Annotated in this window: 26 protein-coding genes; 16 read left to right on the top strand and 10 right to left on the bottom strand. The window is 66.4% G+C overall.

Annotation, left to right across the window (positions count from 1 at the left end):
• On the top strand, positions 1-162 hold a 162-nt coding region (locus tag DFR29_RS15085), incomplete at its 5' end, for a transposase domain-containing protein (RefSeq protein WP_133819445.1).
• A 143-nt stretch (positions 163-305) separates the two neighbouring features.
• On the opposite strand, the gene DFR29_RS15080 is transcribed toward DFR29_RS15085, so the two are convergent.
• On the bottom strand, positions 306-620 hold the full coding sequence (locus tag DFR29_RS15080) for a type II toxin-antitoxin system RelE/ParE family toxin (protein ID WP_133819444.1): 315 nt from the start codon (positions 618-620) through the stop codon (positions 306-308).
• Positions 605-793 (bottom strand): hypothetical protein, encoded by a 189-nt coding sequence (locus tag DFR29_RS15075; RefSeq protein WP_133819443.1) that lies wholly within the window; start codon positions 791-793, stop codon positions 605-607. Before DFR29_RS15075 ends, DFR29_RS15080 begins: the two co-directional genes overlap by 16 nt.
• Before the next feature lie 357 nt (positions 794-1,150).
• Here DFR29_RS15075 and DFR29_RS15070 point away from each other — a divergent pair, with 357 nt between their 5' ends.
• Positions 1,151-1,405 carry a hypothetical protein gene (locus DFR29_RS15070; protein ID WP_133819442.1) on the top strand — a complete coding sequence of 85 codons (255 nt, stop codon included), beginning with the start codon at positions 1,151-1,153 and terminating at the stop codon, positions 1,403-1,405.
• A gap of 4 nt (positions 1,406-1,409) precedes the next feature.
• Here DFR29_RS15070 and DFR29_RS15065 read toward each other — a convergent pair whose 3' ends face one another.
• The 3 genes from DFR29_RS15065 to DFR29_RS15055 all read right to left on the bottom strand — a co-directional run bounded on the left by DFR29_RS15065 (position 1,410) and on the right by DFR29_RS15055 (position 3,053).
• Complete coding sequence (locus DFR29_RS15065) at positions 1,410-1,769, bottom strand: hypothetical protein (RefSeq protein WP_133819441.1); 360 nt, start codon at positions 1,767-1,769, stop codon at positions 1,410-1,412.
• Positions 1,770-1,837: 68 nt separating this feature from the next.
• Positions 1,838-2,275 carry a hypothetical protein gene (locus DFR29_RS15060; RefSeq protein ID WP_133819440.1) on the bottom strand — a complete coding sequence of 146 codons (438 nt, stop codon included), beginning with the start codon at positions 2,273-2,275 and terminating at the stop codon, positions 1,838-1,840.
• Between the two features lie 58 nt (positions 2,276-2,333).
• On the bottom strand, positions 2,334-3,053 hold the full coding sequence (locus DFR29_RS15055; protein ID WP_133819439.1) for a hypothetical protein: 720 nt from the start codon (positions 3,051-3,053) through the stop codon (positions 2,334-2,336).
• A 663-nt stretch (positions 3,054-3,716) separates the two neighbouring features.
• On the opposite strand from DFR29_RS15055, the gene DFR29_RS15050 reads away from it, so the two are divergent.
• Positions 3,717-3,995: a hypothetical protein gene (locus DFR29_RS15050; protein ID WP_133819438.1), complete on the top strand. Its 279-nt coding sequence runs from the start codon at positions 3,717-3,719 to the stop codon at positions 3,993-3,995.
• A 514-nt stretch (positions 3,996-4,509) separates the two neighbouring features.
• Here DFR29_RS15050 and eda read toward each other — a convergent pair.
• From eda to zwf, 4 genes are all read right to left on the bottom strand, one after another.
• Entirely contained in the window at positions 4,510-5,163 is a 654-nt protein-coding gene (eda, locus tag DFR29_RS15045) for a bifunctional 4-hydroxy-2-oxoglutarate aldolase/2-dehydro-3-deoxy-phosphogluconate aldolase (protein ID WP_133819437.1), read from the bottom strand.
• Entirely contained in the window at positions 5,160-6,989 is a 1,830-nt protein-coding gene (edd, locus tag DFR29_RS15040; RefSeq protein WP_133819436.1) for a phosphogluconate dehydratase, read from the bottom strand. The genes eda and edd overlap by 4 nt, the downstream gene beginning before the upstream one ends.
• 135 nt (positions 6,990-7,124) lie before the next feature.
• A complete protein-coding gene (pgl, locus tag DFR29_RS15035; protein ID WP_243746063.1) occupies positions 7,125-7,883 on the bottom strand; it encodes a 6-phosphogluconolactonase in 759 nt (252 codons plus the stop codon).
• Positions 7,867-9,342: a glucose-6-phosphate dehydrogenase gene (zwf, locus tag DFR29_RS15030; RefSeq protein WP_133819435.1), complete on the bottom strand. Its 1,476-nt coding sequence runs from the start codon at positions 9,340-9,342 to the stop codon at positions 7,867-7,869. The genes pgl and zwf overlap by 17 nt, the downstream gene beginning before the upstream one ends.
• Positions 9,343-9,576: 234 nt before the next feature.
• Between zwf and DFR29_RS15025 the strand changes: the two genes are divergently transcribed.
• From DFR29_RS15025 to DFR29_RS14995, 7 genes are all read left to right on the top strand, one after another.
• On the top strand, positions 9,577-9,810 hold the full coding sequence (locus DFR29_RS15025) for a hypothetical protein (protein ID WP_208113601.1): 234 nt from the start codon (positions 9,577-9,579) through the stop codon (positions 9,808-9,810).
• 458 nt (positions 9,811-10,268) lie between these two features.
• Entirely contained in the window at positions 10,269-11,027 is a 759-nt protein-coding gene (locus tag DFR29_RS15020; RefSeq protein ID WP_133819434.1) for a GntR family transcriptional regulator, read from the top strand.
• Between the two features lie 8 nt (positions 11,028-11,035).
• Positions 11,036-12,079, top strand: coding sequence for an SIS domain-containing protein (locus tag DFR29_RS15015; protein WP_133819433.1), 1,044 nt, complete (start codon positions 11,036-11,038; stop codon positions 12,077-12,079).
• Complete coding sequence (gene nagA / locus DFR29_RS15010) at positions 12,079-13,248, top strand: N-acetylglucosamine-6-phosphate deacetylase (protein WP_133819432.1); 1,170 nt, start codon at positions 12,079-12,081, stop codon at positions 13,246-13,248. The genes DFR29_RS15015 and nagA overlap by 1 nt, the downstream gene beginning before the upstream one ends.
• Before the next feature lie 320 nt (positions 13,249-13,568).
• A complete protein-coding gene (locus tag DFR29_RS15005) occupies positions 13,569-15,200 on the top strand; it encodes a TldD/PmbA family protein (protein WP_133819431.1) in 1,632 nt (543 codons plus the stop codon).
• 20 nt (positions 15,201-15,220) lie between these two features.
• Positions 15,221-16,561 carry a TldD/PmbA family protein gene (locus tag DFR29_RS15000; RefSeq protein WP_133819430.1) on the top strand — a complete coding sequence of 447 codons (1,341 nt, stop codon included), beginning with the start codon at positions 15,221-15,223 and terminating at the stop codon, positions 16,559-16,561.
• Positions 16,562-16,882: 321 nt separating this feature from the next.
• Positions 16,883-17,584, top strand: coding sequence for a DUF4159 domain-containing protein (locus tag DFR29_RS14995; protein ID WP_133819429.1), 702 nt, complete (start codon positions 16,883-16,885; stop codon positions 17,582-17,584).
• A gap of 79 nt (positions 17,585-17,663) precedes the next feature.
• Here the strand turns inward: DFR29_RS14995 and DFR29_RS29210 are convergent, their stop codons facing one another.
• A complete protein-coding gene (locus DFR29_RS29210; RefSeq protein WP_166654107.1) occupies positions 17,664-17,825 on the bottom strand; it encodes a hypothetical protein in 162 nt (53 codons plus the stop codon).
• A gap of 146 nt (positions 17,826-17,971) precedes the next feature.
• Between DFR29_RS29210 and DFR29_RS14990 the strand changes: the two genes are divergently transcribed.
• From DFR29_RS14990 to DFR29_RS14965, 6 genes are all read left to right on the top strand, one after another.
• Complete coding sequence (locus tag DFR29_RS14990; RefSeq protein WP_133819428.1) at positions 17,972-18,964, top strand: AAA family ATPase; 993 nt, start codon at positions 17,972-17,974, stop codon at positions 18,962-18,964.
• Between the two features lie 55 nt (positions 18,965-19,019).
• On the top strand, positions 19,020-19,931 hold the full coding sequence (locus DFR29_RS14985; protein ID WP_133819427.1) for a DUF58 domain-containing protein: 912 nt from the start codon (positions 19,020-19,022) through the stop codon (positions 19,929-19,931).
• Positions 19,928-21,082 carry a BatA domain-containing protein gene (locus DFR29_RS14980; protein WP_133819426.1) on the top strand — a complete coding sequence of 385 codons (1,155 nt, stop codon included), beginning with the start codon at positions 19,928-19,930 and terminating at the stop codon, positions 21,080-21,082. Before DFR29_RS14985 ends, DFR29_RS14980 begins: the two co-directional genes overlap by 4 nt.
• Entirely contained in the window at positions 21,079-23,265 is a 2,187-nt protein-coding gene (locus DFR29_RS14975) for a hypothetical protein (protein WP_133819425.1), read from the top strand. Before DFR29_RS14980 ends, DFR29_RS14975 begins: the two co-directional genes overlap by 4 nt.
• On the top strand, positions 23,262-24,977 hold the full coding sequence (locus DFR29_RS14970; protein ID WP_133819424.1) for a hypothetical protein: 1,716 nt from the start codon (positions 23,262-23,264) through the stop codon (positions 24,975-24,977). Before DFR29_RS14975 ends, DFR29_RS14970 begins: the two co-directional genes overlap by 4 nt.
• Before the next feature lie 184 nt (positions 24,978-25,161).
• Positions 25,162-25,575, top strand: coding sequence for a hypothetical protein (locus tag DFR29_RS14965; RefSeq protein WP_133819423.1), 414 nt, complete (start codon positions 25,162-25,164; stop codon positions 25,573-25,575).
• The last annotated feature ends 72 nt before the right edge of the window (positions 25,576-25,647 follow it).

Below are 25,647 nucleotides of genomic sequence, written 5' to 3'. Positions count from 1 at the left end.
TCCAAAGCCGCCGGCGAGCGTGCCGCCGCGATCATGAGCCTGATCGCCACCGCCAGGCAGAACGGCTATGAGCCTTACGCGTACCTCAAAGATGTATTGACCCGCCTGCCGACACATCCTGATCGCCGCATCGCCGAACTGCTGCCGCATCGCTGGCGCTGACTATCGCGGCTGGTAGGGCTGTGGAGAAGGTGGTTGTGCCGGACGCTTACGACCCCAATCGCCGGACGTTCGCTCAGGGGGCGATGGCACGCGGCAGCGCCACTCGTACTCCTCGACGGCAGTACCCTCGCTTGAACGTACCGCTAGATTTCGCCGCCCATGCGCGAAAGGAGCGGCTCAAGCAGGCGATGGCCATGCGTAACCGCAAGGACAAGAACCTTCCCCAAACTGACCTTGTAGATCAGCCGATAGCTATATACGAAGCACTCTCGAACCGAGGTATCCCGCAGCTCGGGAACGACCCGGCCACGCTCCGGAAGCTCCCGAAGGGACTCCGCAGCCGCGAAAAACCGAGCAACGACAGCCTGCGCATACCAGGCAGAGTCTCGTTCGATGTAGCTGGCAATCTGCTCGACATCCTCTACGGCCTCAGGCGACCACCTCAGTTCGTGAGCCATCGACCCAGCCGCTTCTTGGCCTCTTCATGGCTCAGAGCGCCTTCGGTTTCTGCCCTTTCAGCGCCACGCCTGATTTTTTCGAGGATATAGAGGTGGTACTGGATGTCTTCGTAGCTCGCGGTATCGGGGAGTGAGCTCAGTAGCTCAGTCACTTCGGCTTTGGGTGTCGTCATGTCGGCATCTCGGAGAGCTAGAGAGCATGGTAGCGCGGCGACATGCCCAGCGAAATCTGACGTCTGCAAATGAGACCAGATTCACACCCTCATAGCCACCTGAGTTGATATCGGCAACGAGGCTAGGCGCGACACGGCGGTGATTTGAATGAGCTATTAGGTCCGCCGGAACGAACGTAAAGCAAATGTGCAGCCGTTGGGGCAGTAGTCGCCGGGATGAATCCATCCGCTTTTAAGGATTTCATCTCTGCCATCGACTTGGCTTGAAGCGGCAAAGGCGCGAATTTGCTCTGAGGTTGTGAGGCCTGGAGTGGCTCGAAACACTGGCTCCCCGCAGGAGGGGCAGAAGCCCTGGACATGCTTGACGGCGAAGCCCAGCCCTTCAAGAACGGATACCACGCCACCATGACCACGCTTCTTGATGCGCAAGAAGGCGAAATGACCCTGCTACGCATTTACTTCATCTGCATTTGTAGCCCACCACTGCAGCCACTCAGTGTGAGACATGCGACCTTCAGCGCAGTCATGAAGGTTGTGGGTAACGTTCATGGGAATCTAGCGGTCAGAAGCGAATTTGTACTTGAACATGAATTCGCTCGTCGGTTTGAATGAATTGTTAGCGTGCGGCATTGGACGGACGCTCCCGCACTGCTGCTTCAAACTTCTCGGGTTGCGGATTCCCGTGTGCAAGCCAATCGGTAGCGAACACTGCCATTTGCGACTTGCCGAGGTCTTCGGCCGTAGCGCCGCTGAAGCCGCTACCGGGAAGGCCGGACTCTTGCTTCACGACCAAAACGGTCAGCGGAGGAAGGTTATTGATCAAGCAGTAGGACTGGATCGGCTCCAGGAGTTGGCCCAGCCCTGCGCGATGGGCGCCGGTGATCGACTCCAACTGCGTGTAAGTAATGGATTGACGGTTGCGCGCGGCCCACGCCAACACCGCCCAGATCTGACAAGCCCGTTCTGATCGCGTCATATTGATCCTTCGCACGCTTGTGCCTGAATTGCGCCGAACCGCGAAGCGGCATCTGCTCGAACGACTTGTCAGGCACACGTCCCGCGAAGGCTGAGCACGCCAAGGAAGACTCCGATTGCCCCGAGCACAACGCTGATGAGGCCGAGCCAAGCAGCTACGCGAACCACGACTTGAGGGTGATGCGTGCATGCCATGAAACGCCCCCAATGGCTATTGGCCAGCTCGACCTTGATCTGGGCACTGGATTGCTTTGCAAGGTTGCCTAGTTTTGATCGGTACCAACCATTCATGACGATTGAAGTGGCTGGAGAGGTGATACTGACACGAGGCGGTTTGTTGTAGTGTTGAAGGAAGTTGCCGTCTATCCGCAAAGCTTCGCAGTAGATCGAACTACCGGAATCCGCGTTGGTTATTTTGACGATAGAGCGAGGAGGCAGGCTGGGAGATTCAAGCCAAACCCATCCCTGCTGCGCGTCTCCAACTGTCGATGCAAAGACTTTGAGCATGGTTGCCTAATACCTGAATTGAGCCGCGTCGCGAAGCGGCATCGGCTTGAACGAATTGTTAGCCCGCTCCCAATTGAAGCGGTAACTTAAAGGTTGAGAGGAAGACCTTGACGAACAAGTCAAAGCTCGGTGCAGCAAGAAGCAGATAGCCTACCGTTGAGAGAATTGAGCAAAGCACAAGCCACGACCTACGCTGCAAGTTGCTGCGGAAAAATGTCTCTGAAAGAACAGACCGTAGCAGACTACCGTACTTGCTCTTTGCCTCTTCCCAGTGACCAGTCCGCTCAACAAGGTCCGTGCCCTCTCCAGGATTAGTAGCCGCATCCCTGAATCCGTCCCATTCGCTGTCGTAGTACTTTCCGTCAAGAGTGTAGTGATTTTTTGATCGTATCTCATGATGCAGTGACAGGAAGTCGTGGTACGTGAATGACTCAAGGGCTGTCCTGCCGTAGCTGACGCGATCGGTGCCAAATCTGAAGACATAAGGTCGCTTAATGCGGTAGATAAAGTTACTGACACCAAGAAAAAAAAGACCGAAGTACACAAAGCGCAGACGCTCTTGCCCCGTCAGACCAAAATCGTGCACTGGACCAGCGAGATTATTGAAGTGCAAGGAACCTCCGACCTGATCCGAGAAAATAATCAGGTAACCGACGATTGGTACAAACAGCGAGAAGCGCGGTATCCAGCCGTCAATGTAAGCGACCCAACGAGACCAGCCAAAGTTGTACCAGAAGGATGTATAGCGGCTATCAAAAGCGGCAAAAAGTGTTCGCATGAGAGCAACCTCTCCGTTGGGATCTACTTCATACATCGAATCGTGGCGCAACGGGACCAGTATGGCTTGAATCTCAAGGCTAAAATGAAGCCAAGTTCGCTTCCTCCATCCTGGAAAATCCGCAGACAGTAGATCTGATTCCCGCACTTTCCGCCGCATGGCAACCCGGGACCAATTGGATCGCCCCGCGTGAAGACCTCGGCATTTTCAGGCATCTGACTCAGAACACTTGTCCGCTTCATACTGATCAAAGCAAACACTTCCTCCCACCCGTTGCTGCAACGGACAAATCCACACCCTTGACGCCCACCGCAGCCGGGAGAACAATCCGCCCGTTGCCGCCAATTCGGCAACCGGGCTTGGCAGCCCGAAATGCAGGCGCACATAGCGCCGCACCGAAAGCAGGCGCTTTTTTTGTGCCCGGAATTCGTGCGGCGTGTTCTGCCGATTTCTGGCGGCGGTGCGCGGGGAGCCGCAAGGCTCGCCGGTCCTGCGCCGGTCTGCCAACCCGCACACCGTTCGCCACCCTTTTCTTTCCGTTCCGGGTGGCGACTCCACGCAAAGGGAGTTGTCCATGGAAGACCGGTATGCGTTCTGCGGGCCCAGGCCCGGTTGCTTTGTCCGCGTTGGCGGCGTTGTTGCCTTTTATAGGAGGCGCGCGCCATGACGCCACAAGGTTCGTTTTATCCCCTGCGCCGCGAAATTGCTTCGGCCGAGCCGGTGATGTTTGCCTATGTGCTCGATACGCCTGCCCAGCGCGAGGCGTTGCACGAGGAGATGCTGGATCGAATCGCGGCGATCCAGGCGCTTAGCGAGACGGTGGCGACGGCGCAGCTGCAAGCGCCGGATTCGCGGTCGCACGGGGGTGTTCTCGAAGCGCTGGCGATCTTGTCGCGCGATCTGCGCGGGCTGATGGAGGCGAGTTACCAGCCGGGACTGTGAGTCGCTCTGTTGCCGGGGCGGCGCTGCGCTGCTCCGGCCTTTTGATGCGCTTGGCGGGTTTAACGGGGACGCGCGGCGGGCTCCAGGCCGTTAGAATGGTGTGGTTTCGCTCCCCACGGCTACCCGCTCGAATGCCGCTCCGGAGCAGCAGAAATCGCTTCCCGTTGGACAACAAGTCGCAACGACCCGGTCGAACGTCCTTCCGGGGTAGTAGAAACCGCTTCGGTTGAACAAAAAAGTCGCAACCACCCGGTCGAAAGTCCTTCCGGAGCAGTAGAAACCGCTTCCGTTGGACAAAAAAGTCGCAACGACCTCGTCGAAAGTCTTTCCGGGGTAGTGGAAACCGCTTCGGTTGAACAAAAAAGTCGCAACGACCCGGTCGAAAGTCCTTCCGGAGCAGTAGAAACCGCTTCCGTTGGACAAAAATGTCGCAACGACCCCGTCGAACGTCCTTCCGGGGTAGAGGAAACCGCTTCCGCCGGACCCCCAAAAAGCCCTTGCCGACCGGCGAAACTCAGCGCCGCGCCAGCACCGCCGCCTCGCGCGCCAGCGCCGCGATGGCAGGCCAGTTGCCGTCGGCAACGAGGTTGGCCGGCGTCAGCCACGAGCCGCCGACGGCGATTACGTTGGGCAGGGCCAGCCATTGCGCTGCGGCCTGGGCGGTGATGCCGCCGGTGGTGCAGAAGCCGATGGCCGGCAGGGGCGCCGCGAGCGCTTTGACGAACTCGATACCACCCGCGGGAACCGCCGGAAAGAATTTCTGCCAGCGATAGCCGCGCTCGGCCAGGCTCATCGCTTCGCTCGCGGTGGAGGCGCCGGGCAGGTACGGCAGGTCGCTGTCGTCGGCGGCGTCGAGCAAGGCCGGGGAATGGCCGGGCGATACGGCGAAACGCGCACCGGCCTTGGCCGCGGCGTGGAAGTCGCGCGCGTTGAGTACGGTGCCGGCGCCGACTTCGACGCCTTCTACCTCACTCGCAATGGCGCGTATGGCGTCCAGCGCGACCGGTGTGCGCAAGGTGATTTCCACCGCGGGTATGCCACCGGCGACGAGCGCGCGCGCCAGCGGTACGGCATCTTCCACGTTTTGCACGACGACGACGGCGACGACGGGCGCCAGTCGCAGCACGCGCTCGATTTCGGTCTGACGGGCCAGCATCTGCTCGCTCATTCCACCACTCCGAACAAGGTTGCGCCGGTGTCGGCGCTACTGACCTGGGCACGGAACAGCGCGAACATCTCGCGGCCCAGGCCGTGACGGTTGGCGCTGAGGTCGGGCGGCGGCGGCATGGCGCGCGCCTCCCATTCCTGCGCATCCATGAGTACTTCGACGCGGCCGTTGACGGCGCAGACGCGCACGCGGTCGCCGTCGCGCAGCTTGGCGATGGCACCGCCGCAGATCGCCTCGGGCGTCAGGTGTATCGCCGAGGGAATCTTGCCCGAGGCGCCCGACATGCGCCCGTCGGTGACCAGCGCGACACGCAGGCCGCGGCCTTGCAGCACGCCCAGGGCCGGTGTCAGCTTGTGCAGTTCGGGCATGCCGTTCGCGCGTGGCCCCTGGTAGCGCACGACGACGACGACGTCTTCGGTGAATTCGCCGCGGTCGAAGGCTTTCTGCACCGATTCCTGGTCGTCGAATACGCGCGCGGGCGCTTCGATGGTGTAGCGGTCTTCCGGCACCGACGACACCTTGATCACGGCGCGGCCCAGGTTGCCGCTGAGCAGGCGCAGGCCGCCATCGGCGCGGAACGGTTGGCTCACCGGCCGCAGCGTGGAGGTGTCCATGCTTTCGGCGGCAGTGGGCAGCCATTGCAGCGTTTTATCCTTGTGCAGGAAGGGCGCTTTGCGGTAGCTGTCCATGCCCTCGCCGGTGACCGTGGCGAAATCGCCGTGCAGCAGGCCGGCATCGAGCAGTTGCGCAACCAGGTAGCCCATGCCGCCGGCGGCGTGGAACTGGTTCACGTCGGCGCTGCCGTTGGGGTAGACCTTGGCCAGCAGCGGCACCACGCCAGCCAGGGCGTCGAAATCTTCCAGGCGCAGTTCCAGCCCGGCGGCGCGCGCAATCGCGACCAGGTGGATGAGGTGGTTGGTCGAACCGCCCGTTGCGTGCAGCCCGATCACGCCGTTGACGATGGCCTCGGGCCCGACGATATGACCGGGCGGCAGGTAGTTGTCGCCCAGCGCGGTGATGGCCAGCGCGTGCTCGACGGCAGCAACGGTCAGCGCATCGCGCAGTTCGGTGTTCGGATGCACGAAGCTGGAGCCGGGCAGTTGCAGGCCCATGATCTCCATCAGCATCTGGTTCGAGTTGGCCGTGCCGTAGAAGGTGCAGGTGCCCGGCGCGTGGTAGGAGCGCGCTTCCACGTCGAGCAGCTCGGCGCGGTCGGCCTTGCCTTCCGCATAGCGCTGGCGCACGCGCGCCTTCTCGTCGTTGCTCGCGCCGCTGGGCATGGGCCCGGCCGGCACGAACAGCGCGGGAATATGGCCGAAGTGCAGCGCGGCAATCAGCAGGCCGGGCACGATCTTGTCGCAGATGCCCAGGTACAGCGCCGCGTCGAACATGTCGTGCGACAGCGCGATGCCGGTGGCCAGGGCAATGGTGTCGCGGGAGAACAGCGACAGCTCCATGCCGATGCGGCCCTGGGTGACGCCGTCGCACATGGCCGGCACGCCGCCGGCCACTTCCGCGGTGGCGCCGCGCGCGCGCGCCGCGGCACGGATGATTTCCGGATAGCGCTCGTAGGGCTGGTGCGCCGACAGCATGTCGTTGTAGGCGGTGATGATGCCGATGTTCGGCGTCACGCCGTCGCGCAGGCGCTGCTTGTCCTGCGGGCTGCAGCCGGCAAAGCCGTGGGCGAGATTGCCGCAGGACAGGCGATTGCGCCGCGGCCCGTTGCCGCGCGCCGTGGCGATGCGGTCGAGATAGCGCTCGCGCGTGGCGCGGCTGCGCTCGGCGATGGCCTGGGTGACGTGATGCACAATGGGATTTAGCGACATCGGCGGATCCCTTTCAGACGACGGACCGCCGCAGGCGGCGGGAAGGTGCGGACAGCGGAATTGACCGTGCCTGCCCGCCGCGGCGCTGCACGGCCTTGACCACGACGGTGGCAACAGGCCGGCGCATGGCCGCCCTCACGCACACCAGTACATGCGCAGCGGCTCGCCAGCACAGTTGACGATAGCGCGTATCGGCATGTCTTCGTTGCGCGTATACGCGTCCAGTGCCTTGGCCAGCACGGCGCGCTTGGCATCGCCTTCGATATGCAGGTACAGCGCCGTGGTTGCAAGCAGGGTCGGCAGGGTCAGGGTGATGCGCGGCTCGGGCGCGGCGGGCGCATGCAGCAGCACCACGCGCTGGCGCCCGTGCGGATCCAGCGCTTGCGCCAGCGTGTCGCCGCCCGGAAACAGCGAGGCGGTATGACCGTCGCCGCCCATGCCCAGCACCACCGCATCGAACGGCAGCGGCAGCGCATCGATGCGCCGGGCGATGCGCGGCAAGGCCGCATCCGGGTGATAGGCCGGCTCGAACAGCGGCTCGAAGCGCGCCGCGGCGGCGGCGCCGGCGAACAGGGTTTCGCGCAGCAGGCGCGCATTGGAACGCGCATCGTCGGGCTTCACCCAGCGCTCGTCGGCCAGGGTGACCACGACGCGGCCCCAGTCCAGCCGCTGCCGGCCCAGTTCGATCAGGAAGCGCTGCGGCGTGGTGCCGCCCGACAGCGCCAGCAGGCCGATGCCGCGCGTGAGGATGGCGTCGCGCAGGTCGCAGGCGACCGCGCTGGCCAGCGCCCGCGCGAGCGCGATGCCGTCGGCGTAGGCGTGCTCGATCAGGTTGGCGTGCAGATCGCGGCGGCGCGGGCGCACGTCGCGCGCGGAATCAAGGTGCATCTTCATGCCAGGTTCTTCCATCGCGTTCGATCAGGGCCACGGCAGCGCTGGGTCCCCAGGTGCCGGCGGTATACGCCTTGGGCGCTTCGTGGCTCGCTTCCCAGGCTTTCAGAATCGGGTCGGCCCAGGCCCAGGCCGCTTCCACTTCGTCGCGGCGCATGAACAGGGTGGGATTGCCGCGCACCACGTCCATCAGCAGGCGCTCGTAGGCATCCGGATTGCGCACGCCGAAGGCCTCGGCAAAGCTCATGTCCAGCGCCACGCGGCGCAGGCGCAAGCCGCCCGGGCCGGGATACTTGTTCATCAGCCAGAGTTTTACCCCTTCGTCCGGCTGCAGGCGCAGCACCAGCTTGTTGGCCGAGATCGGCCCAGCCTGCTCGCCGAAGATCGAATGGGGAATGGCGCGAAACGCGATGACGATTTCCGACACGCGTTCCGGCAGGCGCTTGCCCGTGCGCAGGTAGAACGGCACGCCGGCCCAGCGCCAGTTGCGCAGCTCGGCCTTCAGCGCGACGAAGGTTTCCGTGCGCGACTGCGGCCGCTCGATTTCTTCCAGATAGCCCGGCACCGCACCGCCGTTGGACGCACCGGCGCGGTACTGGCCGCGCACCGAACACTGCGCCGCATTGGATTCGTCGATGGGCTTGAGCGCGCGCAGCACCTTCAGCTTCTCGTCGCGGATCGCATCCGGCGCCAGCGATGCCGGCGGTTCCATCGCGACCAGGCAGAGCAGCTGCAGCAGATGGTTCTGCACCATGTCGCGCAGCGCACCGGCGCCGTCGTAGAACGCCGCGCGCCACTCCACGCCGATGGTCTCGGCCACGGTGATCTGCACATGGTCGATATGTCCCGCATTCCACAAAGGCTCGAACAGCGCATTGCCGAACCGCAGGGCGACGAGGTTCTGTACGGTTTCCTTGCCCAGGTAATGATCGATGCGGAACGTCTGCTGCTCGGCGAAACAGCGCCCGACCGCATCGTTGATGGCCGCGGCCGATTGCAGATCGCGGCCGATGGGCTTTTCCACCACCACGCGCACCTTGCCGTGGTTGAGCTCGTGCTCGCGCAGGCGCTCGCAGATGGCGACGAAGATTTCCGGACTGGTGGCCAGATAGAACACACAGACCCGCTCCGGCGACGGCTGCATCGCCGCGGCGAACTCACTCCAGCCAGGGTCCTTGCGCGCATCCAGTGCGTGATACGACACCAGTTCGAGAAACCCCGCCAGACTCGGCGCGGCTTCCTTCTCGCCCACCGCCTTGAGCACCGCCTCGCGCACCCGCTCGCGGTAATCGCCTTCCGACAGCGGATCACGCGCCACCCCGATCAGGCGGCTACCCGGCAGGATCTGCCCGTCCGCGTAACGGTGAAACAGCGCCGGCAGCAACTTGCGCACGGCCAGATCGCCGGTGCCACCGAAAATGACGAGATCGAACGGATCGACGTGGCTTGCAGGGGCAGTCACAGGGCACTCCTAGGCTCGGTCGCCAAAGACAATACCACTGAAATACCACAGTGGGTAGATCAGTGGCAGCAAACCCCGATTCTGCGCAGCGCAGCAAAAGCATGGCGTGACGGCGGCGGGAAAGATTTGTGGCGAGGCGGCCCCGGAGGCGAGCCCTGCGGCAGGCCGGCGCTCCGCTGGAGAAAGCGCTGTTCGGTGCCTGTGGCGGCTGGCTTCCACCAGGAAGCGTTGCCGGTGCTGATGCTGATGCTGGGATTTTTGCTCTGGCCGTTGCCGTTGCCGTTGCCGTTGCCGTTGCCGTTGCCGTTGCGGTTGCGGTTGCGGTTGCGGTTGCGGTTGTTGGTGCTGGTGCTGGTGCTGGTGCTGGTGATTTTGCTGTGGCTGGTGATTTTGCTGTGGCTGTTGCCGTTGCCGTTGCTTCTGCGCGCAGGAAGCGCGCCTCTTCCGGGGCCCCATAGGTCGCGGTGAGGTCGCGGAGGGAAAAGCCCGAAGGGTCGCGGCCAGGGATGGCCGCGAGTCGGCGCAGGGGACAGGATGTCCCGTGCGCCGACCGCCGTAGCGGCCTCACGGAGTTTCGGGCCAGGGATGGCCCGAAACCGCGGCCTTTGGGGTGCCCTTTCTCTTTGCCTTCTTTCTCTTTGGGCAAGCAAAGAGAAAGAAGGTCGCGCGCCGCAGGCGGGCGAAACCGCCCTTGGCTTTGGCTTCCGGCCGCCCACCGCAGACGCACAAACCGCCACGTCCGCCAAGGCCGGACCCCTTCGCTAAAACCCCAGGCGGCGAAGCAAAGTCCAACCCCGCCCCTCACCCCAACCCTCTCCCCCAAGCAAGCCTGGAGGAGAGGGAGCTAAAGCAAAGCCCCCCGCCGCGCAGCAAACCAATCCAATACCCCCTTACCCAACTGGTACCAAACTGGTATCGTAAAACCGATGCCCACCCCCCTCCTGAAAATCTGGCGCCAACTCGCCCGCGAAAAGTCCCCGAGCAGGGACCTCGCCTGGATGCGCGTGCGCAGCCTGATCGAACGCGCCATTGCCTCCGGCGACCTGCCGCCCGGCTCGGCCCTGCCCAGCGAACGCGACCTCAGCAGCCAGCTCGCGCTGTCCCGCGTCACGGTGCGCAAGGCGATTGCCGGACTGGTCGCCGACGATGTGCTGATCCAGCGCCATGGCGCCGGCACCTTCGTCGCCGGGCGCATCGTCAAGTCGTTTTCGCGCCTGACCAGTTTCAGCGACGACCTGCGCGCGCGCGGCCTCAACCCGCGCTCGGTGTTCATCAGCCGCGGCAGCGGCGAGGTGACGCCGCAGGAAGCCATGGCCTTGTCTCTGTCGCCCGGCGCGCGCGTGGCGCGGCTGTACCGCCTGCGCTATGCGGGCGACCAGCCGCTGGCGATCGAGCGCACGGCGGTGCCACTGAACCTGCTGCCCGATCCCGAGCGCGTGACCAACTCGCTGTACGAAGTGCTGGACGGCCTGGGCCTGCGCCCGCAGCGCGCGCTGCAGCGCCTGCGCGCGGTGAATTTCGATGCGGACCAGGCACGCCAGCTCGATGTCGCGGTCGGCGCCGCCGGCCTGCTGATCGAGCGGCGCAGCTTTCTCGACGACGGCCGCGTGATCGAGTTCACCTGTTCCTGGTACCGCGGCGACATGTACGACTTCGTTGCCGAACTGACCGGCGATACGCCCTGAGGATTGTCATGACCGCCCTGCCCGCTGCCGATTCCACCCTGATGTTCCGCGAAGCGCACAGCGCCGCTGCGCTTATTGCCGCCCAGCGCGAGGCGAATGCGGCGCTGATCGGCAGCCTCGCCCGGCAGCTGCGCGCACAGCCGCCGCGCTTTATCGTCACCTGCGCCCGCGGCAGTTCCGACCATGCCGCCACGTTTGCCAAATACCTGTTCGAAACCCAGCTCGGCCTGAGCACGGCATCGGCCTCGCCGTCGGTCAGTTCGGTCTATGCGGCGCCGCTGCAGCTGGAGTCGGCCCTGTTCGTTGCCATCTCGCAGTCGGGCAAAAGCCCCGACCTGGTGCGCAATGCCGAGGCCGCGCGGGCGGCCGGCGCGCGCGTGCTGGCCCTGGTGAATGTGGAAGATTCGCCGCTGGCCGCGGTGGCGCACGACGTGATTCCGCTGCGTGCCGGCCCCGAGCGCAGCGTCGCGGCCACCAAAAGCTATCTGTGCACATTGTCCGCGCTGATCCAGCTCGCCGCCGCCTGGGGCGGCAAGACCGAACTGGATGCCGCCCTGGGCGCACTGCCCGAGGCGATGCAGCGCAGCTGGACGCAAGACTGGTCAGCCCTGGTCGACGGCCTGCAGGACGCGCGCAACCTGTTCGTGCTCGGCCGCGGCCTGGGCCTGGGTGCGGCGCAGGAAGCCGCGCTGAAGTTCAAGGAGACCAGCGGCCTGCATGCCGAAGCGTTCAGTGCGGCCGAGGTGAAACACGGCCCCATGGCGCTGATCGGCAGCGGCTTTCCGCTGCTGGTATTCGCCCAGGACGACGGCACCCAGCAGGGCACGCTGGAAGCCGCGGCGGAGTTCCGCGCCCGCGGCGCCCAGGTATTCGTTGCCGCGCCGGGCGATCCACCCGGCAGTACGTTGAAACTGGGCGCCGCTATTCACCCGGTCTGCGCGCCGCTGCTGCAGGTGCAGAGCTTCTACCGCGCCTGCAATGCGCTGGCCCTGCACCGTGGGCACAATCCGGACCTGCCGCCGCATCTGAACAAGGTTACGGAAACCGTCTGATGGCCACTGCGCTGATCGATGCCCGGGTACTGCTCGACGACGGCCTGCATGACGACGTGGCCGTGCTGCTGGACGGCGACAGCATCGCCGCGGTGCTGCCGCGCAGCGATGCGCGCGTGGCCGCCGCCACGCCGCTGAGCCTGGGCGGGCACTATCTGTTGCCCGGCTTCATCGACGTACAGGTCAACGGCGGCGGCGATGTGCTGTTCAACGATGCGCCCACGGCCGAGACGATTGCGCGCATCGGCGCGGCGCACCGGCGCTATGGCACTACCGGCTTCCTGCCCACCCTGATCAGCGACAGCCGCGCCACCATGGCCGCCGCCATCGCCGCCACCGACACGGCCATTGCCGCCGACGTACCCGGCGTGCTCGGCATCCATCTGGAAGGCCCGTACCTGGCGCCGCAGCGCAAGGGCGCGCACGACGCGGCCTGGTTCCATCGCCCCGACGCCGCCGCTGTGGAACTGGCCGCCGGCCTGCGCCATGGCCGCACCGTGCTGACCCTGGCACCAGAGCAGGTCAGCGACGCGGTGATCGGCGCCCTGCTGGCCCGCGGCCTGATTCTCGCCGCCGGCCATACCGCCGCCGACTACGACCGCCTGATGCAGGCCTTTGCCCTCGGCGTGCACGGCGTGACCCATCTGTTCAATGCGATGACGCCGCTGACCGGGCGCGAACCCGGTGCGGTCGGCGCGGCGCTGGATCACCGCGACAGCTGGTGCGGCCTGATCGTCGATGGCCATCACGTCCATCCGGCCAGCCTGCGCACGGCAATCCGCGCCAAGCCGGCGGGCAAGATGTTCCTCGTCACCGATGCCATGCCTTCGGTCGGCGGCGACTGCGACGAATACCGCCTGGCCGGCCAGCGCGTACTGGTACGCGACGGCAAGGCAGTGAACGAGGCCGGCGCCCTGGCCGGTTCGGCGCTGGACATGGTCACGGCCGTGCGCAATACGGTGGAGCTGGTCGGGCTGGACCTGGCCGAAGCGGTGCGCATGGCCTCGCGCTACCCGGCCGAATTCCTCGGCCTGGGCCATCGCCATGGCCGCATTGCCGCCGGTTACGCCGCCGACCTGGTCTGCATGGATGCGAATTGGCAAATTCGGCAAAGCTGGATTGGCGGCAGCCTGCAGCAATACGCCAGCGCCCCGGCAGCCATCGCCTAGGCACCGTACCGCTTCGCATCTCCCGCCGCAGACGGAGCCGCGCACCGGCGCCAGGCCCGCCGCTGCGCGGAAATCCGCGCTTTCGGGCAATTTCCCGCCAAACGCAACCGCCTGCCCCACAGCCGTAGCCGCGTCGCGCCCGCCCATGGCGAACACCCCGCCACGGCACGGCAGAGCGGCGAAAGAGCAGTACCCCATGCCCTTCGTCACGTGACGCCGCCCCTGGCCCTGTCCCAAGATCGGACGCCCCCGGCGACTGCGCGCCGTTGCTCGTACGCGCGCCGCCGCCCATCCAAGTAGCGCCCATTGGGAGAGTGAGTATGGACAGACGCGATTTTCTGCAGTTTGCTGGTGCCGGGCTCGGCACCTTGCTGCTGCCGGTGTATGGCCGCGCCATCGCCGCGGAAGAACTGATCAGCAAGGTCGACGTGGCCACGAAGAAGCGTCTCGCCGATACGGCGCTGGAAGCCGCCAAGGCCGACGGCGCGACGTATTGCGACGTGCGCATCGGCCGCTACCTGCGCCAGTTCGTCGTCACGCGCGAGGACAAGGTCGAGAACGTCGTCAATACCGAATCGTCCGGTGTCGGCATCCGCGTCATCGCCAACGGCACCTGGGGCTTTTCCGCCACCAGCGACATGAGCCCGGCCAGCATCAGCCGCGCCGCCAAGCAGGCCGTCGCCATCGCCAAGGCCAATTCGCGCCTGTCGGCCAAGCCGGTCGAGCTCGCCCCGGTCAAGGGCGTGGGCGAGGTCAGCTGGGCCACGCCGATCCAGAAGAACGCGATGGAAGTGCCGCTGAAGGAAAAGGTCGACCTGCTGCTCAGCGTCAACGCGGCGGCGATGAAGGCCGGCGCCAGCTTCATCAACTCCATCCTGTTCCTGGTCAACGAACAGAAGTACTTCGCCTCCACCGACGGCTCTTACATCGACCAGGACGTGCACCGCATCTGGGCACCGATGACCGTCACCGCCGTGGACAAGGCCAGCGGCAAGTTCCGCGTCCGCCAGGGCCTGTCCGATCCGCGCGGCATGGGCTACGAGTACATGACGCCCAAGCCGGCCGACAAGGTCACCCTGCCCGGCGGCGCGGTGGTCTACGGCAATTCCTACGACATGGTCGAGGACGCCGTGGCCGCAGCCAAGCAGGCCCAGGCCAAGCTGAAGGCGCGTTCGGTCAAGCCGGGCAAGTACGACCTGATGCTCGACCCCTCGCACCTGTGGCTGACCATCCACGAATCGGTCGGCCATCCGCTGGAACTCGACCGCGTGCTCGGCTACGAAGCCAATTACGCCGGCACCAGTTTTGCAACCCTGGACAAGTGGAAAGAGAAATTCCAGTACGGCAGCGACAAGGTCACCATCGTCGCCGACAAGACCCAGCCCACCTCGCTGGGCGCGGTCGGCTACGACGACGAAGGCGTCAAGACGCAGCGCTGGGATCTCATCTCCAAGGGCAAGCTGGTCAACTACCAGGTCATCCGCGACCAGGCCCACATCCTCGGCCTGACCGAATCGCAGGGCTGCTGCTATGCAGATTCCTGGTCCAGCGTGCAGTTCCAGCGCATGGCGAACGTGTCGCTGGAACCGGGCGAAGCCAAGCTCAGCCCGGCCGAGATGATCAAGGACATCGAGAACGGCATCTACATCATCGGCGACGGTTCCTTCTCCATCGACCAGCAGCGCTACAACGCCCAGTTCGGCGGCCAGCTGTTCTATGAAATCAAGAACGGCAAGGTCACCGACATGATCGAGGACGTGGCCTACCAGATCCGCACGCCGGAATTCTGGAACGCCTGCGTGGCGGTCTGCGACAAGAGCGACTACCGCATGGGTGGTTCGTTCTTCGACGGCAAGGGCCAGCCGGGCCAGGTCTCGGCGGTCTCGCACGGCTCGTCCACCGCGCGCTTCAACGGCATCAACGTCATCAACACGGCACGCAGCCTCGGCTGAGCGGCGCAGGAGAACTGATCATGGGTATTCTTACCGAGCAGGAAGCCAAGGCCATCCTGGACAAGGTCATCAAACTGTCCAAGGCCGACGAGTGCAGCGCGCAGCTGACCGGCAGCATCACCGGCAATATCCGCTATGCGCTCAACAGCGTGTCCACCAGCGGTATCGTCGAAGACCTGCAGCTGGCTGTGCAGGTCGCCTACGGCAAGCGCGTAGGCACCGCCACCATCAACGAATTCGACGACGCTTCGCTGGCGAAAGTGGTGCAGCGCGCCGAAGAGCTGGCCAAGCTGGCGCCGGAAAATCCGGAGTTCATGCCGGCCATCGACAAGCAGACCTACAAGCCCAGCGAAACCTATAACGCCAAGACCGCCGCGATCACGCCGGAATACCGCGCCAACACCGCGGCGGCGAGCATCGAGCCGTGCAAGAAGGACAAGCTGGTCGCCGCGGGCTTCCTGACCGATGCCCAGGGCTTCTTTGCCATGGCCAACAGCAAGGGCAACTTCGCCTACCAGAAATCGGCCAGCATCGATTTCACCTGCACCGTGCGCACCGAAGATGGCCGCGGTTCGGGCTGGGTCGCGCGCAACCTGCGCGACGTGGACGCGTTCGACGCCAAGACCGAAATCGCCGTGGCGATCGACAAGGCCAAGCGTTCGGCCGATGCCAAGGCGCTGGAACCGGGCAAGTACACCGTGATCCTGGAACCGGCCGCCAGTGCGGGCCTGATCTCCTTCATGATGTTCGGCTTCGACGCGCGCCAGGCCGACGAAGGCCGCAGCTTCCTGTCCAAGAAAGGCGGCGGCAACAAGCTCGGCGAAAAGCTGTTCGACGAGCGCGTGACCATCTACGCCGATCCGTGGGACAAGGATTCCGCGGTATTCCCCTGGGATTCGCAGAACGACGGGCTGCCGCGCGGCAAGCTGGACATCATCAGCAAGGGCAAGGTCGAGTACCTGCAGTATTCGCGCTACTGGGCCGAGCAGAAAAAGAAGACCGCCTCGGCGCAGCCCGGCAACCTGATCATGATCGGCGGCGACAAGTCGACCATGGACCTGGTCAAGAGCACCAAGAAGGGCATCCTCGTCACGCGCACCTGGTATATCCGCATGGTCGATCCGCAGACCGTGCTGCTGACCGGCTTGACCCGCGACGGCACCTTCTATATCGAAGACGGCGAGATCAAGTACCCGATCAAGAATTTCCGCTTCAACGAATCGCCGGTGATCATGCTCAACAACATCGAAGAACTGGGCAAGCCGGTTCGCGTGGGCGATGACGAATCGCCGTTCGTGATGATGATTCCGCCGATGAAGATCCGCGATTTCACCTTTACGTCGTTGTCGGACGCGGTTTGATCCTGGCTTCCTCACCCCCAAGCTCGCTTGGGGGTGAGGGCTGGCAAATTTGCGCTTTCGCGGCCCTGCCTTAGCCCCCTCTCCTCCCAGCTCGCTTGGAGGAGAGGGTTGGGGTGAGGGGGCGGTGCTCCACTTCTACTCGCCGTCTGGATTTTCGCGTTGCGCTATCACCCAGACAATCCACGACAACCCGTCACCGATGCTGGCAGCCATTCCGCCCCCTCACCCTTACTCTCTCCCCCAAGCAAACCCGGGCGAGAGGGAGCCAGGAAAAATTGCGCCTTCGCTGCTTTCGCTGCATTTGCGCACTAGCGACCCCTCATGACCCGCGCCGAATTCCTCCGCCTGATGTTCGCCGCCGGCGCCGGTGCCGCCGTTGCGCCGCGGCTGCTGGGTGCCGAGGCCAAGACCTACGATTTCCGCTTCACCCGCCTGATGTACGAATCGGGCGACTGGGACGTGGACCAGCGCATGCCGTCGAACGTGATCGACGCATTGATCCAGTACACCACCCTGCGCGTTGACCCGCAGGAACAGGTGCTGCCGCTGGCCGATCCGCGCATGCTCAATGCCAGCTTCTGCTATCTGGCCGGGCACAAGCTGGTGGAATTCAATCCGGAAGAGAAACGCAATTTCGAACGCTACGTGCGCAACGGCGGCTTCGTCTTCGTCGACGACTGCAATCACGACATCGACGGCCTGTTCGCCAAATCCTTCGAAGCGCAGATGGCGGCGATCTTCGGTGCCGATGCCCTGAAGAAGCTGCCGAAGAAACATCCGATCTACCACAGCTTCTTTCATTTCGACGACCCGCCGGCCACCGGCTTCGAACTCAATGGCTGGGGCGACGACCTGGTCCACGACTACCTGCGCGGCATCGAGATCGACGGCCGCCTGGGCCTGCTCTACAGCAACAAGGACTACGGCTGCGAATGGGACTACGACTGGCGCAACAAGCGCTGGCTGGCCGAAGACAACACCAAGTTCGCGGTGAATATTGTCGTTTATGCGCTGACGGCGTGAATTTCCGCGGCCTCGGCAGTGAATTCTGCGGCGCGCATTACGTTAGTCACATTCATTTATCCGGCCGAGAAATCACAGTTCATCGCAGCCCCACACCATCCCCACCCAACCCTCCGGCCCATTGGGCGTTCAGGACGATGAGAGCCTTCGGCTCTACACCATCGTCCTTCACCCCCTTGAAGAGGAGGGCTTTGAATCCGGCCGATCCCAGGTTCGACGCCAGGCTGTTGTTCGAAGCCAAGGTCCACTCCCTCCCCTTCAAGGTGTGAGAGGCAGTCGTCGGGAACCGAAGGTTCTGACTGCCTTGAACGCCCAACGGGCCGGAGGGCTGGGGCGGGGATGGTGTGAAGCCCAGCAAACCCCAGCAAGCCGCCGCACGGAAACCGCATGAGCGCCATGACCGAAGACACGCTGCAAGCCCAGCTCACCCGCCTCGCCGCCTTGCGCGAAGCCATCGCCACGGCCATCGTCGGCCAGCACGACGTGGTCGAGCAGCTGCTGACCGGCCTGCTCGCCGGCGGCCATTGCCTGCTCGAAGGCGTGCCCGGACTGGGCAAGACCCTGCTCGTGCGCAGCCTGGGCCAGGCGCTTGCGCTGGATTTCCACCGCATCCAGTTCACGCCGGACCTGATGCCCAGCGACATTCTCGGCACTGAGATCCTGGAAGAAGACCACGGCACCGGCCGGCGCCATTTCAAGTTCCAGCGCGGCCCGGTGTTCACCCACCTGCTGCTGGCCGATGAGCTGAACCGCACGCCGCCCAAGACCCAGGCCGCGCTGCTGGAAGCGATGCAGGAACGCACCGTCTCCTATGCCGGCGTCACCCACGAACTGCCGCAGCCGTTCTTCGTGCTGGCCACGCAGAATCCGCTGGAACAGGCCGGCACCTATCCGCTGCCCGAAGCGCAGCTGGATCGCTTCCTGCTGCATATCCGCGTCGACTATCCGGACGAAAGCGAGGAACGCACCATCCTGCAGCAGACCACCGGCAAGGCCGGCGCCGCGATCCAGGCGGTGATGGGCGGCGACGAACTGATCGCCCTGCAGCAGCTGGTGCGCCAGGTCAGCGTCGGCGACGACGTGCTGACCTGGATCACCCGGCTGGTCCGCGCCACAAGGCCGCAAACCTCGCCGATTGAACAAGTCCGCGAATGGGTGCGCTGGGGTGCGGGCCCGCGCGCCGGCCAGTCGCTGGTGCTGGCGTGCAAGGCGCGCGCGCTGCTGCACGGCCGCCTGGCCGCCACGCGCGATGACGTGCGCGCGCTGGCTGCACCGGTGATGCGCCATCGCCTGCTGCTGTCCTTCGTCGCCGAGGCCGAACGCCGCAGCGCCGACGATGTGGTCGCCGCCGTGCTGGCCGGCGTGGAATTCCCGCGTTGAAGCAACGTGCACAAAACAGGCGCGGAACCCGTCGCTTGCCTGGTGCTGCCTGCCCATGACGCCTGAACTGATCGATCCGGCCCTGCGCGCACGCCTGCGCGACCTGCGCCTGGTGCCGCGCCAGGCCGCGGGCGCGCATGGCCTGGGCCAGCACAGCAGCCGCAGCCGCGGCGTCGGCCTGGAATTCGCCCAGTACCGCGCCTATGCGCCCGGCGACGAGCCGCGCCGCGTCGACTGGAAGCTGTACGCGCGTTCCGACCGCTATTTCGTGCGTGAATCCGAACGCGACTCACCGCTGGAGCTGTGGCTGCTGCTCGATACCAGCGCCTCCATGGGCCAGGGCGATGAAGCGCGCCCCGGCCACGAACGCCTCGATGCGGCGCGCACGCTGGCTGCCTGCGCAATGGAACTGGCGCTGCGCCAGGGCGACCGCTTCGGCCTGGCCGCGCTGTCCAGCCAGCCGCTCGCCTTCGTCAACGCCGGCAGCGGCCCGCGCCAGCGCGACCGCTGCCTGCAGGAACTGCTGCGCTTCCGCGCGTTCGGCGGCGCCCCGCCGGAAAAGCAACTTCTGCCTTTGTGGGAACGTATAGCGCCGTCCTCGCTGGTGCTGCTGATCGGCGATGCCTTCGACGAAACCTTGCCGCTGCTGGCCGAACGCCTGGCCGCGGCACGGCGCGAGGTGATCGTGCTGCAGGTGCTGACGGCCGAGGAACGCGATTTTCCGTTCCGTGGCAGCCATCGTTTCGTCGATCCGGAAAGCGGCGCCGAAGTCGTCGCCGACGCGGCCGCCGCACGCAGCAACTACCTGCAGCAGTTTGCCCAGGCGCAGCAGGCCCTGCATACGCGACTGGCGGCCAGCGGCATACGCCACGCCGTGCACTACCTCGACGAGCCGGCCGACAAGGTGCTGCGCCTGCTGTTCGGCACGCACGCGGTCACCGAGCGCGGCGAAAGCGAGGGCACATGAGCCTGACCCTGCTGCTGCCGCTGGGCTTGGCCGCCTTGGCAGCGCTGGCGATTCCGCTGCTGCTGCATCTGAACCGGCGCCAGCAGCAGCGCGCCATTCTGTTTGCGGCACTGCGCTGGATTGCCGCGCCGGCGCAGCCGCGCCGGCGCCTGCGCCTCGAACAGTGGCCGCTGCTGCTGCTGCGCCTGCTGCTGCTGGCGGCCGTGGCGCTGCTGCTGGCGCGGCCGTTCGGCCCGGGCGCGGGCCACGGTGCGCGCGACTGGGTGGTCGTCGTACCCGGCGTTGACGCGGCCGCAGCCCGGGCGCGCCTCAGCGCCGGTGCTGCGCAATGGCACTGGCTGCAGCCGGGCTTTCCCGCGCTGGACACGGTGCAGCCCGGGCCCGCCGATGCCCGTGACGTGGCCAGCCTGCTGCGAGAACTCGACAGCGAACTGGATCCGGCTACGCGCCTGCACGTGATCGTGCCCAGCGTGGTGCGCGGACTCGACGGTGGCGCCATCGCGCTGAGCCGCGCCGTGGACTGGCTCAGCGTCGACCTGGCTCCCGCCGGCCCCGCCGCACCGCGGCAGACGCCGGTGCAGAAAATTTCCCTGCGCCGTAGCGGCGATGCCCCCGGCGAGGTCTATCTGCAGGCCGCCGTCAGCGCCTGGAACGAAGATGGCGAGGCGCGCTACCGGCTGGAACGCGAGGATGCCGCCGCGGCGATCGATGCGGCGACGGCGTATGTGTTCTGGCTGGGCGGCGACCTGCCGCCGCCGCTGCAGCACTGGGTGGAAGCCGGCGGCACGGCCTTGCTGGCGCAGGCGGCGACGGCGGATTTCGCCACGCTGGTACGCGACGGCAACGGCAATGCGCTGCTGAAAGTGCGCACACTCGGCCAGGGCCGCCTGCTCGCCTTCGCCGCGGCACCGCAGCCGGCGCTGCTGCCGGCGCTGCTGGATGCACAATTTCCCGAATGGCTTTTGTTGTCCTTGCGGCAAAATCCGCTGCGCCTGGACCAGGCCAGCGCCGCCGCCGTGCAGCCCGTGACCGGCGCACCGCGCGGCGACGCCGGCCTGCACGACCTCGGCCTGTCCCTGGCCCTGCTGATTGCGCTGCTGGCCCTGGCCGAACGCGCCCTGTCGTTCTTCTACGCTAGGCGCCGCGCATGAACCGCCTGCTGCTGAGCGGACTGCAACCGATACGCCGGCGCCGCCTGGCGATTGCACTGGCCGTCGCGCTGCCGCCGCTGCTGGCGCTGGCCTGGCTGGCCTGGCACCGCTCGGGCGTGCCGGCCCTGGCCCTGGTGCTGGTCTCCACCGTGCTGGCACTGCTGCTGTGGTGGCGGCGCGAGCAGGTACGCATCGACGCGCGCTGGTATGCGCGCGCGCTGAACCGCGCCGACGCGCGCTTTGACGACAGCGCCGAATTGCTGCTGGCCGATGTACAGACGCTGCAGCCGCTGGCCCAGCTGCAGCAGCAGCGCCTGCAGACGCGCCTGCACCAGTCCGCGCCCGACCTGCGCCCGGCCTGGCCGCGTGCCGCGCTGGCCGGCAGCGCCGCCGTCGCGCTGGTGCTGGTGCTGCTGAGCCTGTGGCAATCGGCGCCGGTGCGCCCGCCGCTGGCGAGCACCGACAGTGCGCCGCCCGCGGCAGGCCCGGTGCAGATCGTGGCGCAGCGCCTGGACATCGCGCCGCCGCGCTATACCGGCCTGGCCGCCAGCCAGCAGCAGACGCTGGACGCCCGCGTGCCCGAAGGCTCGCTGCTGCGCTGGCACCTCACCCTGGCGCCGCAGCCGCAGGCCGTGCGCCTGCGCTTCCACGACGGACGCGAGCTGGCACTGGCGCGCAGCGGCGAGGACTGGAGCGCAGAATACAAACTGGACAATGCAGTCTTGTACCGTATCGAGATAGAAGCGGCCATGCCACTGGCCACCGACCTGCGCCATCGCCTGGACACGATTGCCGACCAGCCGCCGTCGATCCGCGTGGAACTGCCCGACAAGACCCTGAGCCTGCGCGAAAGCACGCAGGACAGCTGGGATTTCGACATCCGCGCCAGCGACGACTACGGCCTGGGCGAGGCCAGTCTGGAAATCGTGCGCGCCCAGGGCAGCGGCGAAAATATCGCGGTCAAGCGCGACAGCGTGCGCCTGCGCGGCGAAGGCGATGCGCGCGAGCGGCGCTACCGTCACCGCATCGACCTGGCCGCCTTGGCGCTGGCACCCGGCGACGAAGTGATCGTGCGGCTAGACGTGAGCGACCGGCGCGAACCGCAGCCACAGCACAGCCGCAGCGCCAGCTACATCCTGCGCCTGCCGCCGCCGCTGGGCGACGACAGCGTCGGCATGGACGGCCTGGTGCGCACCACGCTGCCGGCGTATTTCCGCAGCCAGCGCCAGCTCATCATCGACACCGAAGCACTCATCGCGAAAAAGCCGGCCTTGAGCGAAGACCAGTTCGTCGACCGTTCCGACGCGCTGGGCGTGGAGCAGAAAATCCTGCGCCTGCGCTACGGCCAGTTCCTCGGCGAGGAATTCGAAAGCGGCGGCAGGCCGCCCGCCGCCGCCGCGGAACACGAACACGCTGGCGAAGACGAACACGCCAACGAAGACGGCAAGGACGGCAAGGACGGCAAGGACGGCAAGGACGGCAAGAAATCGTCGCCCAAGCCGGAACTGCCCGACGAACACGACCACGCCACGGCCAAGCCGCCCGGACGCTTCGGCGACGCCGGCAACGTGCTGGCCGAGTTCGGCCATACCCACGATCACACCGAGGCAGCAACACTGCTCGATCCGGCAACCAAGCGCATTCTCAAGGCAGCGCTGGAACAGATGTGGCAGGCCGAGCTGCATCTGCGCAGCGGCCGGCCGCAGCAGGCTTTGCCCTACGAGTACAAGGCGCTGGAACAGATCAAGCTGGTGCAGCAGTCCACCCGCATCTACCTGGCCCGGGTCGGGCTGGAATTGCCGCCGGTGGACGAATCGCGCCGCCTCAGCGGCGAACGTGCCGGCCTGCGCAACAGCAGCAGCGCCGCCGTGCCGGCCAGCGCCGGCGATGCGGAACTGGCCACGCTGTGGCAATCGCTGCAAGGCAGCGAGCAGCCCGACTGGAGCCGCTTCGACCGCTGGCTGGCACAAAGCGGCCTGGCCTCGGAGCAGGCGCTGGACCTCGCCGCCGCCGCCGACAGCTGGCGCCGCGACGAGGCCTGCACGCACTGCCGCGACGACCTGCGCGCGCGCCTGTGGCCCTTGCTGCCCCGCGCCAGCGCGGCCTCCGGCGGACGCGAACAGCCCGATAGCCGCGGCCGCGCCTATCTGCAGGCGCTGCAGGCCGGCGGAGCGCAGCCATGAACCAGCACCTGCTGATTGTCGCGCTGTTGCTGCTGGGTGGACTGCTCGGCCTGGCCGAATGCTGGCGTCTGCGCGGCCTGCGGCGCTATGCCGGCCTGGCCGCCAGCGTCGCCGCCACGGCATTGCTTTACTTTGTGCTTTTTCCACCCCTGCAGAATGCCGCAGGACTGCCACTGGTCGTGCTGACGGCGGGCGCGACCGCCGAACAGCTGGCGGCGTCGGCCGGACAACCGAACCGCGTCGCCCTGCCGGGCAGCGCGGCCGACGCGAGCGTTGCCCGCATGCCCGACCTCGCCACGGCCCTGCGCCGCCGCCCCCGCAGCACCTCGCTGCAGGTGTTCGGCGACGGCCTGGGCGCCGCCGACCGCGATGCAGCCCGCGGCCTGCCGCTGCAGTTCGAGCCGGCGGCGCTGCCGCGCGGCATCGTCGAGCTGCAGATTCCGCCGCAGATCCGCCGCGGCCACGGCTTCGAGCTGCGAGGCCGCGTACAGCAGGGCGCCGGCGGCCTGCTGGCCCTGCGCGAACCGGGCAGCACCCAGGCGCAGCGCGCGCAAGCCGACGCCCAGGGCGAATTCCGCTTCAGCGCCGTCGCGCGGCAGGCGGCTACCTTGCCGTATACGCTGGAACTGCTCGGTGCCGACGGCAAGGCCGAGCAAAGCCTGACCCTGCCGCTGCAGATCGAAAACGGCAACCGCCTGCGCCTGCTGCTGCTCTCCGGCGGCCCCGACCCCGATCTCAAGTATCTGCAGCGCTGGGCGCTGGACGCCGGCCACGAAGTGCGTTCGCGCATCAGTCTCAGCCGCGGCATTGCGCAGCAGCGCGGCGACGGCGAACTGGACGACGCCAGCCTGACCGAAGCCGACATCGTCGTCATCGACGAACGCGCCTGGGCGCAATTGGACAAAACTGCGCGCAGCCGCCTGCTCGCCGCGGTCGACAACGGCCTGGGCCTGCTGCTGCGCCTCGGCGGCACGCCCAGCGCGGCAGTACTTGCCGACTGGCAAGCGCTGGGCCTTGGCCTGAAATCAGTGGAGATGGATACAAAGCTACAGATTGCCGGCCAGTCGGCCAGCGTCGACAACGGCCTGCAGCGGCTGCCGCTGCAGGCCGACGCTGCGGCACTGGCACCGCTGGCGCGCGCCGCCGACGGCAAGGTGCTGGGCGTCTACGCCAATCGCGGCCTGGGCCGTGTCGGTGCCTGGTGGCTGCTGGGCACGCAAAGCCTGGTCACCAGCGGCCAGTCGGCGCTGCACGATGCGCTCTGGTCGGCCGCGCTCGACGCGCTGACCCGGCCACGCCAGCCGCGCGCGATCGCCAGTGCCGACTGGCTCTGGCGTGGCGAACGCAGCATGGTCTGCGCCGGCGACGCGGCCCTGAGCGTGCGCGAAGACGATGGCGGCAACGTCGCGCTGATCGCCCAGCGCAGCGACGAGGCGCGCTGGTGTGCCGGCTACTGGCCACGCCGCAGCGGCTGGCAGTTGCTGCAGGCCGGTGACCAGCAGCGCCGCGTACTGGTACACGATCCCGCCAGCCTGCCCAGCCTGTATCGCGCCCAGCGCCAGGCGGCGACGCAGGCCCTGGCCGGCCGCGGCGACCACGCCCACACCCCACCGCAACAGCCCGGGCCGCGCTGGCCCTGGTTCCTGGCCTGGCTGGTTCCCTTGAGTCTGCTGTGGTGGCTGCAGCGCCAGCGTGCGCGCCAAGCGGACTGATCCGGCACGTCTTGTGCAAGCAGATTTCTTCTATCGACAGCGATCGGAGTAAGGCAGTGACGACGCAGCGGCCCGCTTCTGCACGGTTTCGTGACTGCCGCCACGCTGTACGCAGGCGCCGGCTTGACGCAGGGTCGAAACGCGTTACCGTCGTCGGGCAACTCGGCTGCCGGGGGGAAGCGTGATGCAAACACTATTCGCCATCGCCTTGGCACTGAACGTGTCGCTGCCCGGCGCCACCTACAAGTGCCGCGATGCCCAGGGCAACTGGACTGCGCAGGCCTGCATCAGCGCCGCGCCGCTGCCCGAATCCGACTACATCCGCCAGCAGCGCCTGCGCCAGGCGGTCTACAAGCAGCGGCGCGACGTGCGCGACCGCCTGTCCATGTACTGCTTCCGCCAGGACACCCGGGGCTCGCTGTACGACTGCGTCGACCAGCAGATGCTGGCCTACGACATCATCAACCAGCTGGCCAAGCAGCTAGGCCCCATCTCGCCCAACAGCGCCAAGCTGGCCGGCTGCATGGCCGAGAACCTCGACGCGCGCAGCCAGGCCACCGACTACCGCCGCACGATGGAGTGCTATTTCCTGCGCTGAGGCGCTGCAACGCCGCGGCGCGGGCCGACGCGCCAGGTTCTGCCGCGATGCACCGCCGTCCGTTGCGCAGCG

Origin of the sequence: Tahibacter aquaticus, assembly GCF_004363655.1 — a bacterium.
Classification (GTDB): Bacteria; Pseudomonadota; Gammaproteobacteria; order Xanthomonadales; family Rhodanobacteraceae; genus Tahibacter; species Tahibacter aquaticus.
The sequence above is the reverse complement of the archived record's forward strand: the minus strand, read 5'-3'. Positions and strand labels throughout refer to the sequence as shown.